4 protein-coding genes are annotated in these 15941 nt (G+C 58.2%); all 4 read right to left on the bottom strand.

Translation table 11 applies throughout. The features are described from left to right. Positions 1-2: 2 nt before the first annotated feature. A complete protein-coding gene (locus tag KGB23_RS06025) occupies positions 3-3161 on the bottom strand; it encodes a hypothetical protein (protein WP_223430292.1) in 3159 nt (1052 codons plus the stop codon). 69 nt (positions 3162-3230) lie between these two features. Continuing rightward, a complete protein-coding gene (locus tag KGB23_RS06020) occupies positions 3231-7343 on the bottom strand; it encodes a neuraminidase-like domain-containing protein (protein ID WP_223430291.1) in 4113 nt (1370 codons plus the stop codon). Positions 7344-7445: 102 nt separating this feature from the next. Continuing rightward, positions 7446-12173 (bottom strand): Tc toxin subunit A, encoded by a 4728-nt coding sequence (locus KGB23_RS06015; RefSeq protein WP_223430290.1) that lies wholly within the window; start codon positions 12171-12173, stop codon positions 7446-7448. A 168-nt stretch (positions 12174-12341) separates the two neighbouring features. Beyond that, positions 12342-15872 carry a hypothetical protein gene (locus tag KGB23_RS06010; RefSeq protein WP_223430289.1) on the bottom strand — a complete coding sequence of 1177 codons (3531 nt, stop codon included), beginning with the start codon at positions 15870-15872 and terminating at the stop codon, positions 12342-12344. Positions 15873-15941 lie beyond the last annotated feature (69 nt).

The following is a 15941-nucleotide window of genomic DNA, read 5'->3' as shown; positions in this document are numbered from 1 at the left end:
AGTCAGTCATACAGGATGCCCAATGAAAACGGCTGCCGTGGCGACAGCTTAAGCAGAATGTCAGCCTCGGCAAACCAACTAAAACTTCCGTCCTTTATATTTCCACATTCAACGCCCCATGCCAGCCCAGCCATGCCCATCGGTCGTTTATCCCCCAGCACCGGTGCCACGGTTACGCTCAGGTCGTTCGGCAATGTCCCCGCCCAGCCCAACCTCACAAGGGTATCCATGAGTGGATTGTCGGCCGTTGTGGACGCAATGCTGTACGAATAATTGTTAGCGCGACGTGGAAACGCCGTTTTTTCCCCCAGTTTATTACCCGATTCGAGGGTTCGGTAAAAGACCACGCCCAGCCACGGGCTTGTCGGCAACGCGTCAACCTCCAGGGAAGCCGATGATGATTGCCCCGTGTAAGGGCTTTTTACCTCAGCCTTGACCTCAGCCGCGCCTGTGGTCTTCGGTTGATAGGCATAGGATGACCAGCCGTCCCCCCGAGTGGGCACGATCAACGCTTGCGCATCTTCCTTTCCTTTCCAGCTCACAGGAATATTCGCCACGGGGGCTTTTGTGTAAAACGAGCCCACTTGAACCCACACCCTGGCACTTTCATTCTCCGCCAGCACCGGTCTGATCGTCGCCTCACGCTGACCGATGATTTCCAGCCGGTTGTGCCCCAGCGACATGGCCATCGAAGTCGAGGTCATAGCCAGTTGAGACAACGTCAACTGCAGTGAGAAGTCGCCTGCATGCTGGCTGTTAGAGCAATCGAGCGACCATTGTGCCCCGCCCGATACGATCTCGACACCAGCGCCCACAGCAGGCCTGACGATCACGTTCAGTTGCTCAGCCGGTATGCCGTTCCAGACGAGTTCCATCGATAAACCGGACAGCGGTCCCAATGGATTGGGCAGGAATGAGAATGCATGATTCGCCCCCTGGCACGGGTACGACGACACAGCGGAAAGCACCGGGGTTGTATCCAGCGAGACGCGGCCCTCATCGGCAAGATTTCTGGAGATCAATCGGCCAGACAGCTGCAGGTCCTGACTGATCACCTCGAGAGCGCTCAGCTTCAACTCGAACCTGCCGCTCTTCGTTGCGCCGCCCGTGATCTCCCATTGCAGTCCGGCAGCGGTAAGCTTTTTTGGCACGCCAATGGGTGGGTCAAACGTCAGTCCCAGGCCCGGATCAGAATCCCGCCAGTCCAGCGTTACATCCTCGTCGAGCAACTTGCTGCCCGACTTGGGTGTAAGTGTCAGGATAACGGCCTCGCCACGCCAGCAGACAAAACCGAGCGCTGCGGGTACGTGCGACTTGTCAAATGTCCATTCAACCTCGGCCTTCCAGGGGTTCGTCGCCAAGGCCGTGAACGGGAATGTCTCTTCAAGCGTTTTTCCCTCCTCGCCGCGAACCTGGATTGTGGCGACAAGATCCTGATGGCCAGCTGCAGTCGGCTGATAGGACAATTCCGTCCAGCCCCCTTGGCCGGTGAGCGTCGTGACAGAACCGCCAGGCGTCTGCCATTCGACTTCCACGTTCTCCACGCCCTCCCGGGTCCCAGGTTCCACAAGCTGCAACAGCACCTGCACGCGCTCAGCTTGATCGATTACCGGGGAGCGATTGGCCTGGCGCGTATCACCGACAATGTACCGGTTGAGCCCCAGCGACATCCGATTGGAGCTGGACGTGTCTCGCAACCGTTCTGCCGCCAACAACAACTCAAACTCGCCGTCCTTCGTTGCATGGGTGCAATCGAGTGTCCAGACGACCTCCCCACTTGTCCAATCAACAGGCGTATTCAGTGGTGGATACACAGTGATGCCGAGCGACTCGGCCGATTCACCTTTCCAGATCAACATCAACGGATAGTCAGGCAGCTCGCTGCCCGGGGACGCACTCACGCGGACGGTGGACTTTCCCCCGCGGTGGGGATAGCCGGCCCTGCTACCCCAGGACGATTGTGCTCCACCCTCAAAAGCCACCTGTGCAGAGTCAAACGGATCAGCCACCAGCACTTTGACTTCCAGCGTTTCACTCAACACGCCGGACGTGTAATAGAGGCTATCGATAGCAATGTTGACCTGTTGCAGGCCGGCTACTGCAGGCGAGTATTCAACGCCGACACCACCGGAGCTGTCGGTGTGGGTGACTTGCGGCTTACCTTCCAGTGTCCAGACAACCTGGCGATTCACAAGGGGGAGTCCGGTGTAAAACGATTTCACCGTGCCTGTCAGACGGACTGACTGCTTATTGACGATCGGATCGAAATCACCGTTTTTGCAGTCTGCCAATGCGACGCGGTGATCGCCGATCGACAGTTTCAAAGGACAGGGTTCAGCATCCCACCTGCTGACAATCATCAGTTCAAGCTCACGCACAGATGCAGTGCCCGAGATACTGAATAGCCAATGGTTTTCCAGCACCTGCAATTTACCCAGTACGGGGTGAATGACCACATTGGGGTCAAGGTCCTCGTTTTCGTCAGCCATCGACAAGGCAACTTCGGAGCCTTGCCACGCCCCGCCAGCCGCCTCCTGGAACGTCAGCGTGTGCGCCTCGGCTCCCCAGCACAGATAAACGGTTCCATCGGCGTGCACCTGCTCATCGACCTGCACATGAAGCAGCTTCAAAGGCTCTAGTACAATCCCGAAGTGCACACGAGTAAAGCTCATTCCGGCGGGCTCGCTTCCGTTCGGAAAACCAAAAAGCACAGCAAGTGACTTGTTGCAGTCATCAGGCTGAAGGTCAACCACGTACTCGCGATACGTGGGAATGAAATCCAGAGGATCTTCTATCGACAGGATCTCGTTCGGCGGGTCGTCTGACGCCACCACGGTCCCGACCGGCAGTTCAATGTTCTCTCCCCATCCATCATCGCGGGCGATTCGGAAAAAGCCGCTTGCTCCCTTACTTTGATACAGAAAGCTCAATACATGAGTCACACCCTCGCTGTGCAGCCCCGGCAAAAAGAACTTTTGCTCGAGCGTTGCCTGATCGACCAGGCGCGCGACGTAGATCCTTTCCCCGTCATAATCGGGTTCCTCCAGGCTGGCAGCGTCGTGTGGGGGGGCACCCTTTTTCCACCCCTCAAACCAATCAGCTTTGTCAAAACTGCCATTGACTATCAGGCTCTCGCCTTTTCTTACGGATTTCTTATTCATGATGATCAAGTCCTTGTGTTCAACCAAAGTCGCCGACTGCGCAACCCACCGAAACCCCCTCACTGGAACTCACGGCGTCGACTCCGGGGGGGCGAGCAGCGTTTCCACTTCGCGTGCCAGGTCCGGTCCGCCATCCCTGGCCCGATAGCGGACGGTAAAAATGATGTCGCTGAGAGCCGCAAGCATTGACGCTTGTTCTTCCTTGCCATGCCGGGGGAAGCTCAACGTCCACTTCGACACTGCACCGGTACCTTCGAAGGGCAGGTAACGGTCGTCGGCCGCCATGTCGACCATGCCGTTATCGTCCAGGCCGGTGGAAACGCAAATCTGTTGGCTGTTGCGCACGTTGATCTTGATATCCGGCCCCGCCGCGCTGTCCTTCACCCGGTGCATGAACTGCACGGCTGAAAACAGTGGTTTGGTCAACGTATGGCTTCCACGCTGCACCAGAATCGCTCGCACGTCCTGGTAAGGCCCCACCAGTACCGGCAGCGAAACACTGACCGAAATGATCTGCCGGCAGTAATGCCCGGGGTAATCGAGGTCGAACAGCTTTTGGGTGAGGTTGAAGTTCAGGCTGCCCGACCCGTCGATGGGGTCAAATACCGCCAGGGCCTCCCGCCAACAGCCATAGTCCTGATCCGGCGCATGAGCCGGATTGTCGAACAGCTGTCGCAACGACACCGTCTTGACCAGCTCCAGCCGCCGTTCGTGCCGTTTGAGGTACTCGCTTTCCAGCAACAGCAAGTCCAGTTTCAGCGACTCGGCCGCCGTCAGGCCGTGGTACTTCTCCATCCACACTTCCGGGCGAATGAAGGACTTGGTGTCATAGTCGCCGGTTTCGTAGCGCATGCAGGTTTCAACGGTCTGACACAGTGAGATCACCGCATCATGGGCCGGAAAATAGAGGTTCTTCATCTGGCCCAGCATCCAGGAGCTGAGTTCGACCGTGGTCAAGCGCTCCTGTTTGTAAAACGTGTAAAGCGCCTGAGCCTGGGCACTCGCGGTTTCGGTTTGGCGCAGGCTGGCCGTGGCCGCGCTGATGGAGTGGTCTTGAGCCACCAGTTGCTGATCCATCGCCTGCAGTTCAAGCCTGGCCTGCTGGCTGTTGAAGTTCCAGTCTTGCTGGCGACGCCGGTAGTGTTCGGAGCTGGCCATGCGGTCGGCGTCCATGAGCAAGCCTTCCGAGATCACTTGCATCCCGTAACCTAAAGCACGAAAGGGGCTGCCAATCTGATGACCGCCATTGGCCACACCGAAGACATTGGGAAATGTATCGATAACGGCGCCCACGCCCATCAACCCGGTACTCGTGGCAGCAAATATTTTGCCAGCCAGTATTTGATCCATGACCTGGTATTCGGCCACCGACACATTCTCGCTGGATAACTGCTCGTAGTGCTCCATGCGTGCCTGCACCTGCCCCCGGGTTTGCAACAACGCATTCCTGGCCTCTTGCAACTGGCTGATGGTTTCCTTCTGAACATTTTCGGCAAAGGCACCCAACTCGATCAAATGGCTCTGTTGCAATTCCTCCTGCTGACCGCGATCACGCTGCTCCATATGAAGGCGCAATTGCTCGCCAAAACGCGCATGGATTTCCAGGGCACGCAAGGCCATTGCCAGCATCGTGTTGAACCGATGCGGCGGCACCACCAGTTGCCCCCCCATCCGTCGCGCCAGACCTTCGGTGCCGGCCGCTTGTGCCCGTAACAATTCCTGAGGGTCTGCTGGCGGCGCGTAAAGGGGCAGGGACAACGGTTTGCCATCCAGCGTCAGGTAATGACGCAGGTTGAACATTCGTTGACTGATTTCACGGTAAGTATTCAGCCACTCCTGATTAAGCGGTGCCCGAAAGACTTTGACCCCCAGCATCTCCAGTCGGGGTCGGGTGGTCGTGCCCTGGGGCCAGGCGTCCGCCGACAGCACGAATGTTTGCTCGAACTCCCTCAATGTCTGACGTTCGTCCAGTTCGCGAATCAGATCCTCGATGGGTTTGGGCACCCAATCGTTGGCCGTACCAAACTCAGGGGCTTCGCCCATCAGCGACTGCGCACGCAAGTAATGCAATTGCGCCGCCGCCAGACTGTCGCGGGTCAACTGCCGGTACAACCAGTCGCCCCATTCGATCAGCGTGCGTACATACCCCATGAACAAGGCAATCTGGTAGTGCCTGGGCCTGGCATAGGCAATGGCGTCCGGGTCATTGGGCAAGGCCAGTTCATGGGCAATGTCGCCAGGCAGGTTGAGCGGCCGGCAGCGCCAGTAGTCGGGGGCGTCCGGAACACCGGGTTCGATGTCCGCAAAAGACTGCGCCTTCAACTGCGGATCGAACAGGTAATGACTCCAGCGCTGAGCCTCAAGAAAACGCCCTTCATCGCGCAGGCGACGGGTGACCAGGTGCACCAGGTGAAAAAACAACTCCCAGAAGTACAGCCCATTGCTGCCGTCGAAGGGGCCATTGATTTCTACGGCACCATTGGGCAGCGCGGGTTCTGGCAAATGCTGGGTCGTCCAGTCCAGTACCGCCGCCACGGAAATATCCGCCCGGGCCACCAGTTGCGGGCCGATCAGCGTATTCAGGCGGGTATAACGGAATTTTTGCCCGTCGATCGCATTATTGAAGTCCAGAAACTGCGCCGCCGAGTCGGTGCTTCGATGGAGTTTTGGCACCTCATACATTTGCGGTGATGAGGAAAGCTTCACCTCGAAAGCGTTGCGACCGTGCCCCTCGGCCCCAAACACAAAAGGAATCGCCACTCCGATCGGTAATAAACCAATATCGCGTTTGATTTCCATCCACGGTGTGCGCAGATTTCCGTCGATCTTGAGCTTGCCTGTCCATTCCTTCTGGTCTTCTTCTGTCGCGGCGGTGAATTCAAGTTTGAACGTCGCCTCGACCCCGCCAAGGTTCTTGTCGCAGGTTCCCCGCACCCGCAGGACGTCCTTCAACGTGCCAGCAACCGACTCTCGCGCAACGGTCGCCTCCAGCTTGAGGTACGCATTCAGGCCTCCCTGCTCTTGGGTTTTACTGTCCACCGTCAACACAATTCGCTCCTGTGGCATGACGGTGTACTGCAACGTATCGCGGTCCTTGAACCGTACATGCGCCAACTCCAACAGGGCGGCCATTTCGTTCGGCCGCTTGCGAAACAGCGTGTCACGGATCTCGTAGATGGAAGGCTTGCCATCGTCATCCTCGCCCATCGACGAGACGCCGGTGAAACACACCGCCAGTTTGTCATCCGCGCCGCGTTGCTCGGCAAACACCACCGCTACCAGACGCCCCGTTAACGGTTCAAAGTCCTTGTCGTACTTCGACTGGTGCAAAGTCACCGGAGCGGACCATTGCCCACTGATCGTCACGAAAGACGCCAGCACGTCCAGCCGCGCCGGCTTCACCTGCTGACCTTCATCGTTAGTCAGCGCCTCGACCCAGGTGGCCCAGACCACGGACAGACGCCCCCTCCAGAACACCGGACGAATATCCAGCATCGTTCCAGTCAACGGAATATCGATCGCTTGCCACTCGCCCCAGGCCGTCGGGTTGACATAGCTCGGGTTGTCAGTGACATCGATCCGCGCCTTACGCCAGAAATACCGGTAAGGCGGAGTGCGCTCCCTGCCGATGAAATAATACGTGGCGTCCTTGAAGGCGCTGCGGTCGATATAACCGCTGAGCACCTCCAGGTCACAGGTTTCCTGGAAGGCACGCAAATACTCCTTGATCGCGCTGTGCACGGAATCTTCGGTGAGCCTCGTCTGGCTCAGGTTGCTTTCAAGGGTTTTGAACAAACTCGTTCGTTTGATCCGCAACGAGGGATCGATAAAATTTTCCGGGTAATCCTCGACCATTTGATTGGCGGCCCAGATATCAAAGCGACTTTCGATGTTCTGCCAGTACTCCACATCTTCAGGGTCGAAGCGCGCCTCGGAATAACCCGGTTCCATGCCGTTGTATACGCTATTGATGTACTGCTGGACGCTGGCGATCGCCTGCGCCACATGAGTGGTCCGAGGCTCGGCACTGACCTGCGGGTCGACGAATAACAGCTCGTACAAATCGTCCCGGATCACCGGTATTACACCACCCGGTTGTTTAATCAGTCGTGGATTACGCGCGAGGCTGGCGACGGCGTCGAGCAATGACTGAGCCATTGGGCCCTGGTTGGACATCGACATGTTGGACTCCCATCCTGATAACTCAATGCCTCAGCCCGACAGCGGGCGCCGGGGCAACCGTGGTGTACCGAACGCAAGGGCCTGATGGCCCCGGCGAGACATTCAGCTCGCGGCGGGCTTTCTCAACGTGCCCGGCAACAGAAAAATCTCGCTCACTTGCGAGCAATTGAGCGCTAACTGGAAATCGCCATCGCGCACATCGGCGCAATCGATGAGCCAGGACAACGGTTCGTCCGGTTTAAACGCTTCGGTAGCGGCAAGCCTTGGCGTGAACGTAATGCCCATTGCGGCGGCGCTATGGATGGCACTCCAGCCGACAACGGCGGTCGCCTTTTCCCTTTCGGGCAGCGCACTCACCGGCTCGATCTCCAGCCGGTAGCGACTGTTTCTCAGCAAGGGCAGCGTGTCGTTCACCTGTTCTACGGGGTATTCGACGCCGTTCTCCAGCCTGAAGAGCTTGACGTCCCATATAAAAGCCGCCTCGACGGTCAGGTCGAAAACCTGACTGGAGTGCTGGTTTTCCGGTTGAGCCGTTACCCTGTACACCCCTTCGGTACTGACCTTGAATGGGAACGTCGAGCGCCCGGTCGAATCGGTTTCGATCGTAATGCTTTGGGTGACGGCCCCTTTTTTCGAGATCAACTCACTACGCCATGTGACCGGGTAATTCGTGATCGGACGAGCGCCGTCCGAGTGGCTGTCCTTGAGCTCGATCCAAAGCATGCTCGGCTCACGCGCCCCGGCGACAGGGACCCTATAGTCGGTGGACCAATCCGTAATCAACACATTCTCAGCCACGAAGATCTCGATACGCTCCTGCAGACCGAGCGTGCCGACTTCCGCCGTCACCTCCGATTCACCCGCGTGGGCCAACAGGGACGTCCAGACAGCACGACCGTGCTCATCGGTCCTCGAGGTTCCCCCAACGGCTTCCACACTCCATCGAACCTCGTAGCCCGAATCCCCTTCACCGTCTAACCCGATCACATCACATACCAACCGTAACGACCGGCCAACCACGGCTGCCGAGTCGATATAAAAGGCTTTGATGCGGGGCTCATCGACATATCTGATGTCGGTGAACACTGTGGCCTCCCCGCTGAGCACATGCCGGGCAGTGACTCGCTCATTCCCCGGCTGCCGACTAGTCAAGTACACCCTGGCGATACCCTCGTTGTTGGTAAAGGTTTCTTCCGGACTGATCGTGCCCAACATCGAGGACCAGGAAATCGGCTTGCCGATGGCCAGGTTTCCATACTCATCGATGACCTGCACCGAAACCCTGGCGGTGTCTTTCCCATCGGCCAGCAAGTCGCGATCCGGCACGACCTCTTTGCTGAGCGTCTTAAAGTACAGAGCATCACCGCAATCGATCACTACGGTGCCCGCATGGACCTCTTCACGCATGTCCAGCCTATACGACACATGAGCAGCGCCCATTTCACTGTCGGCCAGCAATCGGGTCGACGTCTTGCCCTCATGGTCGGTACGGGTGGCGTAATCCAACAGCACCCCGACTCCGCTGTGGCTCCAGTACACATCGACATACTTCATCAACTCGCCGGCGAAGTTGCGCAGGACCAGAGTGAAGGTCGCCATTTCACCCGGCACATTGGCCACCAGTTTTTTGTTGTCCACCTGGCAACGTACATCGACGCTTTGGCCGAACTCGCCAAGGGGCTCGTCCTGTCCGCTCACAGACGCGCGCGACAGGCTTTCCAGCGCACGTTCTGCAGCCTCGCGATAGGCTTCATCGCTGCTTTTAGGCGTCAAACGGCCCAACGTCAGCAACGTTGAGAACCCCATGCCTGTCAGCTCCTCGCCTTCCAGTAACCGCAGCAGCAACGCCAGTTGCGGCAGATTGCGGATCAGCGGTTTGGGTGCCCCGGATCCGTCCTGCGCAAGCGGGTTGACATGGACGGCGCACTCCAGAACGTCTCTGATGCCACAGCCGAAAAAGTCGGCCAGCTTCCCGGCCGCCGCATCACGTACCAGGCTCAGGGCATCCTCGGAGAGCTCCTCGGGCAGTTGATTGACCATTTTCAAGTAGTCGAGCAGTTTCTCAGCCGGTTGCCTGGCCAGTTTCACGGCCCGACCGTACAGGGTCAGATAGAAGATGGTTCTCAGTGACAGCTCGCTTCTGTCCTCCACGCCGAACCAGGTCGATTGCCCACCTTCCAGGTACTGCACCAACATCGCTGAACTGAGCTTGAGCTCGCGGGCCACACTACTGCGCCGGCGCAATTCGACCAGCAGCCGCAAAAATTCCCGTTGCTCGGACTCCTCAGGATCAGGGGGCTCAACCGGCTCCTCGGCGGCGTCCGCCAGCCGGCCTGCGGGAATGGCCTTGATCGCCTGGCCAAGGAGTTGATACGCATTACCGCCCGACCAGTCGATAACCGGCAGTACCAGGTCCGAAGGCAACTCCAGATACACCGCAAAACTTTCCTGCACCACCGAGCGCTGTCCCGTCCGGGTCTTCAACACCGCCGTCAGGATGGTGTCTTCTATCCAGGGCCTGCTCTCTGGCGGAACGTCGGCGACCTTCACTGCCGCCTTGATTTCCACACTCGCGCGATCCCGGTAACTGTTTTCGGACTCCCCACTCCGGCCGATAATCAGCCCGGCATCGTCCACCAACTCTGCAAGCAGCTGCATCCAGCCTCGAAGGGTCTTGTCGGGTGGTACCCCTGCGTCCAGCAGTAGTGCTTCGCTCATGCGTACCGGTTGCAGTTGGGTACTCAATTGCTCCAGCAACTTGAGTTCCGCATCGGCCGCCGCCACCGGCACCTGCACCGGCTGCACATGCTGCACATGCTGCATCAGCCACATTGCGCTCAACTGTTCGTGCCGGCTCCAAAACACTGCCGTAAGCGCTGCATGGATAACACTCAACGTATCGGTCTGCGTCGTGAATTTGTGCAGGGCAACCTGCGTAGGCCCCGCCAACCGGGCGAGCCAACCATCGTTTTCGCTATCCAGAAAATCCAGCAGCGCCACCCCTTCCAGCGGGCTGATGCCAAGCAAGCGAGGCAACCGCACCAGTCGATAAAAACTCGACAGCACCGAGAGGCTGCGCTTGAGCTTCATGGCCGACATGCCGGCCCCCGGGTCATGGGCAATGGCAATCAACACGGCCAGATACCGGTAAGTGCTGAAGGTAATGCCCAGGGCCGCACAAATGTGATCGGCGGTACGTTGATCTTCGTCGTTTTGCGGGACCACGGAGAACTCGACGTCATCGATCTGCAGTGGCTTGAGGAACAACGATTGCGCGTTGTAAATACGGTCGAACTGCGAGAGCTCCTTGCCCCGCCCATACACCGAAACAACGTCCAGAAAGGCCGCACACTCTTCCGCCGTACAGCCGTAATCGCCTCGCAACTCTTGAAACAGGCCAATAGAGCGCATCGTGTCATCAGTGATCCAGATGACTTTGACGCGCGCCGATCCTCCACGGTTTTCGGCGTTGATTGACGCAATGATCAACTGGTCAGTCTCGTAGGCCGCCAGACCCAGCCAGCGATCCAGACGCACCTTGCGATTGATGCGGTCAAAACGATGCTGGTTGCTGCTGTCAAGATTCCGCAGCCTGAAATTCACTGCGTTGCCGCTGCTCACCCTTTGCAGATAGATCGGCTCTCCCTGGCCACCATTGACATACACCGATCCGAAATCGACCGGGGTGGTCGGCGCGGCAGGATTGGTTTCGTCGATCGGCCTGAGCAGGGCCGGGGCATTGGGAGACAACACAGGGGCAAACTCCCCAATGGAAAACAGCGCCTCCACCCCGGTCTGATCAAGCTGAGTGGCCCGGCTGAATGCATCGAGGTCCAGCAAATCCTGATAGCGCTCACAGTTGAAGTTGTCCCGAAAAAAGTCCTCGAGCGGGGTATTCGAGGGCTCAACGACATGCCGGGTTCGCGGGTTGACCCAGGGCACCACTGGACTTTTATCACCGAGGGAGGACGAGGCGGGCGTGTGCCCAGGCTCGGTCAACAGCGCCTGCTGTCCGGGCGCCAGGCCTGACGTCATGCGCAAGGCAATATCGGAATTGGCACCACGGGCCCCCGTTTCCTTGAAGTACGGATACTGCAAGTCAGTCAGGCGCACGATATCGCCCAGCAGGTTGGAGGTCCTGCGAGCCTTGACGGAAGATTCAATGGTTTGCCAGGAGCGGTCGAAAGGTAATGTGTTCGGGTAGCGCGTGGTGATCAGCAAACCGTCGATGTCCAACGGAATCTGCTTGTTGGCCTCGATGTTGGCCATCAACACCTCGGTCACGATACTGATCGCCGGTTCCACACGATTGACCGCACCCTCGTCGATCAAAAGAGCCCACAGATCGGGACGTCGCATGTTCAGACCAATGCTTTGCCCTGGCGCCCCGCTGGGCTCAATATTGAGTAACGCCCATTGAATGATCGACATCAGGTACGCCACCGGGGAAACGCTCGATTCAATAGACCCGGCGGGGCTGCTGTTGGCCAGATCCGGCTTGAACAGATCGGCGAACGTCGGCCCGTCAACCAGCGCTCGCACGCCGGTACGCGGCCCGCGGCCGGCATCCTCGTGGCGCGTTAAACGCTGCTCGCGGAACTCACGCGCCAGGTACCGGGCCAGGCTGTAACTGCGCTGCAGCAACAGACGCCCCTCGTGCGCGGTGAGTTTGAACTCCTTGCACAGATCGGCCTGGCGTCGCTGCACCAGATCGAACACGTTACCGCCCTTGTCCATGAACGCCTGCAACGTGCCCAACCGGGCAATGCGCGCCTCATCGAAGAGATTAACCAGCAGTTGCTGGCTGGGACGAAGACTGGAACCTGTCATTGTCATGCTCCTTGATTGACCGATAGCGCCGAGCATCGGCCTGGGCGCTTGAAAAGCGCACACTGTGGGGGAGATTCAATACCTGCACCGGACCCTCGTCTACTGTCATAAATGACAGTAGACGCGACCATTTGTCTGAAGTTTCACGCATCGGGATGACACGCTCATTCAACCCGCGTTAACCACCCGCAACTGGACGTTTACCGGCATCCAGTCAGAAGCTGTCCCGGTTTTGGTTACATTCCCGTTAAGAACAAACAGGCCCACTGGCAACACACGTGTGACGATCGCCCAATGCCCCTGAGCGTCCGCCACACCCGTGCCGTAATCGGTATGACGGTCACCGCTCTTGCGCAGGTTCACGGTCGCCCCAGGCAATGCGGTGCCGCGGATCAATGAGCGAGGGGAGACTTGAGCATTGTTCTGTGGGCTGAGCACGACCAAGGGGCTGATTGTGGTGGTCACGGTGACGCTGATCGGGGCGCAATAGACTGAGAACTGGCCGTCGATAAACTGTCGCGCCACCATCTCATACAGCCCAGAATCCAGCACAGGAAGACGAAGCGACCACATACCCTGTGCATTCACGATGGCGCTGGCTTGGACCTGCGTCAGGTTGTTGTGCTTGTACACATCGACACGGGCACCCGGCATGCCAGTACCGTTGATCTGTGGCTGCACTTCGACTTGTTCGTTCATCTGCGGCCCGGTAATGACGGGGCCTGGAAAATTGGCGGCTACCTGAACCACAGTGAAAGCCTGATTTGACGGCCGCAAGGCCGACGACACTTCATCCCGGAGCTGACGAACTGAATAGGTAAACGCCTCTTCCGGCAACGCTTCCTTGAAGCTGGCCGTCCAACGACCCTCGCGGTCCACGAAACCACTGGCCAATTCGTTGAGGGCGTCTGCTTTAAAAATCTGAACATAAGCCCCTGGCACACCACTGCCCGACATCACCGGCTTGCGCCCTACGCGGTCACCTGACTTTGGGTAATCGACCGTCGGTGCCGCGAAGTCCCTGGCCATTTTCTTCACCATAAAACGCCCGCTTTCGACCCACTCCGACACGACGCCCCCAGAGATTTGTCGCACCACGACCCGGTAAGCCCCCTCCGGCAACGTTTGCGAGCTCTGTATTTCCCATCGCCCGTTGGCATCGGCAGTCGTGGACGCCAGCACCAGCGCAGGGTCGAAGCAGGAGGCAACGATGATCGCCGCCCCCGGGGTGGCCAGCCCCCGGTAAAACGGTTGGGCGCCCACCCAGTCACCGGCGGCCGGTTCGTAAAGGGTCGGCCCGGCAGCGAGCAACGTCACAATGCTGACGATACTCCAGTCTGACGTCGTTCCACCGAGGCTACTGCGTGCAATAAGCGAGTAAGGATTTTCCCCCATCAGCGTTTTGGTCAATTTGCCAGACCAGTAACCATGTTCATCCACCACAAAACTACCAATGACATCCATGATACCGTCCCGCATCACGCTCACCGTATCGCCGGGATAACCCGCCCCGGACGCCACTACCCACGCTGGCGTGACGAATTCGCCCCCGCCCGGGCTTTCGATCACCGGCGCATTCGATACGACGGTGAACACACGATCGATACTGGCCCGCTTCCCGCCCTTGTAACTCTGCTCGGCCACCATTGTTGTCGGGCCCACAGTCGGCAGGTTGACAGTCCGGCGCCAATGGCAATCCGCGCCCACCTCAATGTCGGATGCAATCACCTCGGTGCCAATCTTCAGCGTGACCAACGCTCCGGGTATACCGGTGCCCGCCACCTCGCTGCTGCGAGCAAACCGGGCATTAGCAGCGGGCGTGGTAATGACCGGCAACCCCACCTTGACGTTGAAGGTTCTCTCGACACTGCGTTCGGATGGATACGTCCCGAACTGTTGCACGACATAGATAACCTGCTGCCCCTCTTTCTCGAACTCCTTCTCGAGCTCAACCGCCCAGGCATCCGTGGTCAATACAGTCGTTTGCCCCAGCACCTTGCTGCTGCTCGTAGCGTCGAACACTTTGATCGTGCTGCCCGGGAAAGCGTTCGCGCCCCGGACGATGAGTTTGAAACCCACCTCGTCATTGTTCTGCGGGTAAGTAATGCCCGGCACGGGGGTTTTGACCGTGAAGGTGTGATCCTTCCAGTCCGATGTCTGGCCGCCAAACTTCGCTTGTACCTGAACGGTGATCCGGCCGGGAGACGTCAGCGTGGCGTTAAAACTCCACGCCCCTGTCGTGGCGTTGGACTTGAACTTATGGATCTCCGCGCCATCCTTGTAGCGCACGACGACCTCGGCATCCGGCCAGGTGGCGCCCACGAATAGTGTCGTCAGCGCCACGGACGCGTTGGCAGCCGGTTGGGTGACGCTCGGGAGGTCAGGTTTGATGATCAGATTGGGCGCTGTTGCCGCAGTGGACCAGAGGTTGTTCATCCACTGCAAGACAGTGACCGTGTAAGTACCGGGGGGCAACTTGGCAGTAGCCCTGACAGTCCATGTACCGTTAGTGGCCACATTTGTTAGCGGCAGAAGGAGATGATCGTTGCCGTTGAGCTGGACTCTGATCCTGGCAGCGGCCTGCCCCGCCCAGACGTTGCCTCGCCCGGTGAACGTCGGGACCTGCCCGTTCAGGGTGGATTCCAGGAGCACAGGTTTGGGGCAGATCACACTCGCCCGTACGTTGGTCCAGAGCGTACATTGGATTGTGCCGCCGCCGCCGTCAGGCACAGTCTGTTTAAGGTCGAAGGAGTATTCAGCAGCCCGTGGCAAAATCCCCGTGATGTCCTTTGTCCAAGTACCGCTTGAGCCATCGCCAACCCACAAGGCTGGAGTCACATTCGAGATATAGAGGTGGACCCGCGTTCCCATAGCCTTATGCGCGCTGCCTGAGAAGCGCAGGGTAGTCTCGTTGGGGTAAGTGACCGTGACCGCGGGCAACTGGGGGGGGCGGACTTTGAAGGTCAGAGGTGCACCACGCGGTGAAGGCGTTAAAAGAAACGTCTGCATAGCCGTGAGGGTGATCGTGCCAGGGTCGAGATCGAAGAGTTGCATCCTCCAGCGATCGGGGTCCGGGTCGGGCTCGCTACCGATATACCCCACGACCGAAGTACCTAAACGGTTTTCTGTTACGTCCTGAAATACCTGAACATAGGCCGTATTGAGCCCAGTGCCCTCAATCGTCAAGTCCCTTTCGACGGTTTCGCCGTTCTGATGACTGTCGATTACGGGAGGCTCGATCTTGATCGCCTCGTACTCGTACGTAAAGGTGACGGGATCACTTTCATATTCAGAGTCGAGGTATTTGGCGACAATCGTCTTCACTCCCGAGCCTGTGGTCGAGATCCATGTCGCCGACCAAACCAGGAGCCCCCCCCCCACTGCCACCAGCACACGCTTGTTATCGACTATTTCAAATACCTGAACCCAATAATTGGTGGTTGGCCCAAATCCACTGGCATAAACCACAGGACCTTTGAGGGTGCTACCTCTAGTTGGATACAGGATCGCCGGCCCGCCAATTGTGTCCCTACTTAGCGTCGGGTCCTGCTCAGAAACATTAGTGTCTGATTGATCTGATTGATCTGGTTGATCTGGTTGATCTGGTTGATCTGGTTGATCTGGTTGATCTGGTTGATCTGGTTGATCTGGTTGATCTGGTTGATCTGGTTGATCTGGTTGATCTGGTTGATCCAACATGATGGCGCTCCGATGCGAGGCGTACAGCCACTTTATTGAAGCCATTTAAAACCTGAAGGCTGTGCGCAA

This window comes from Pseudomonas sp. GL-B-26, from assembly GCF_019947405.1.
GTDB lineage: Bacteria > Pseudomonadota > Gammaproteobacteria > Pseudomonadales > Pseudomonadaceae > Aquipseudomonas.
The sequence above is the reverse complement of the archived record's forward strand: the minus strand, read 5'-3'. Positions and strand labels throughout refer to the sequence as shown.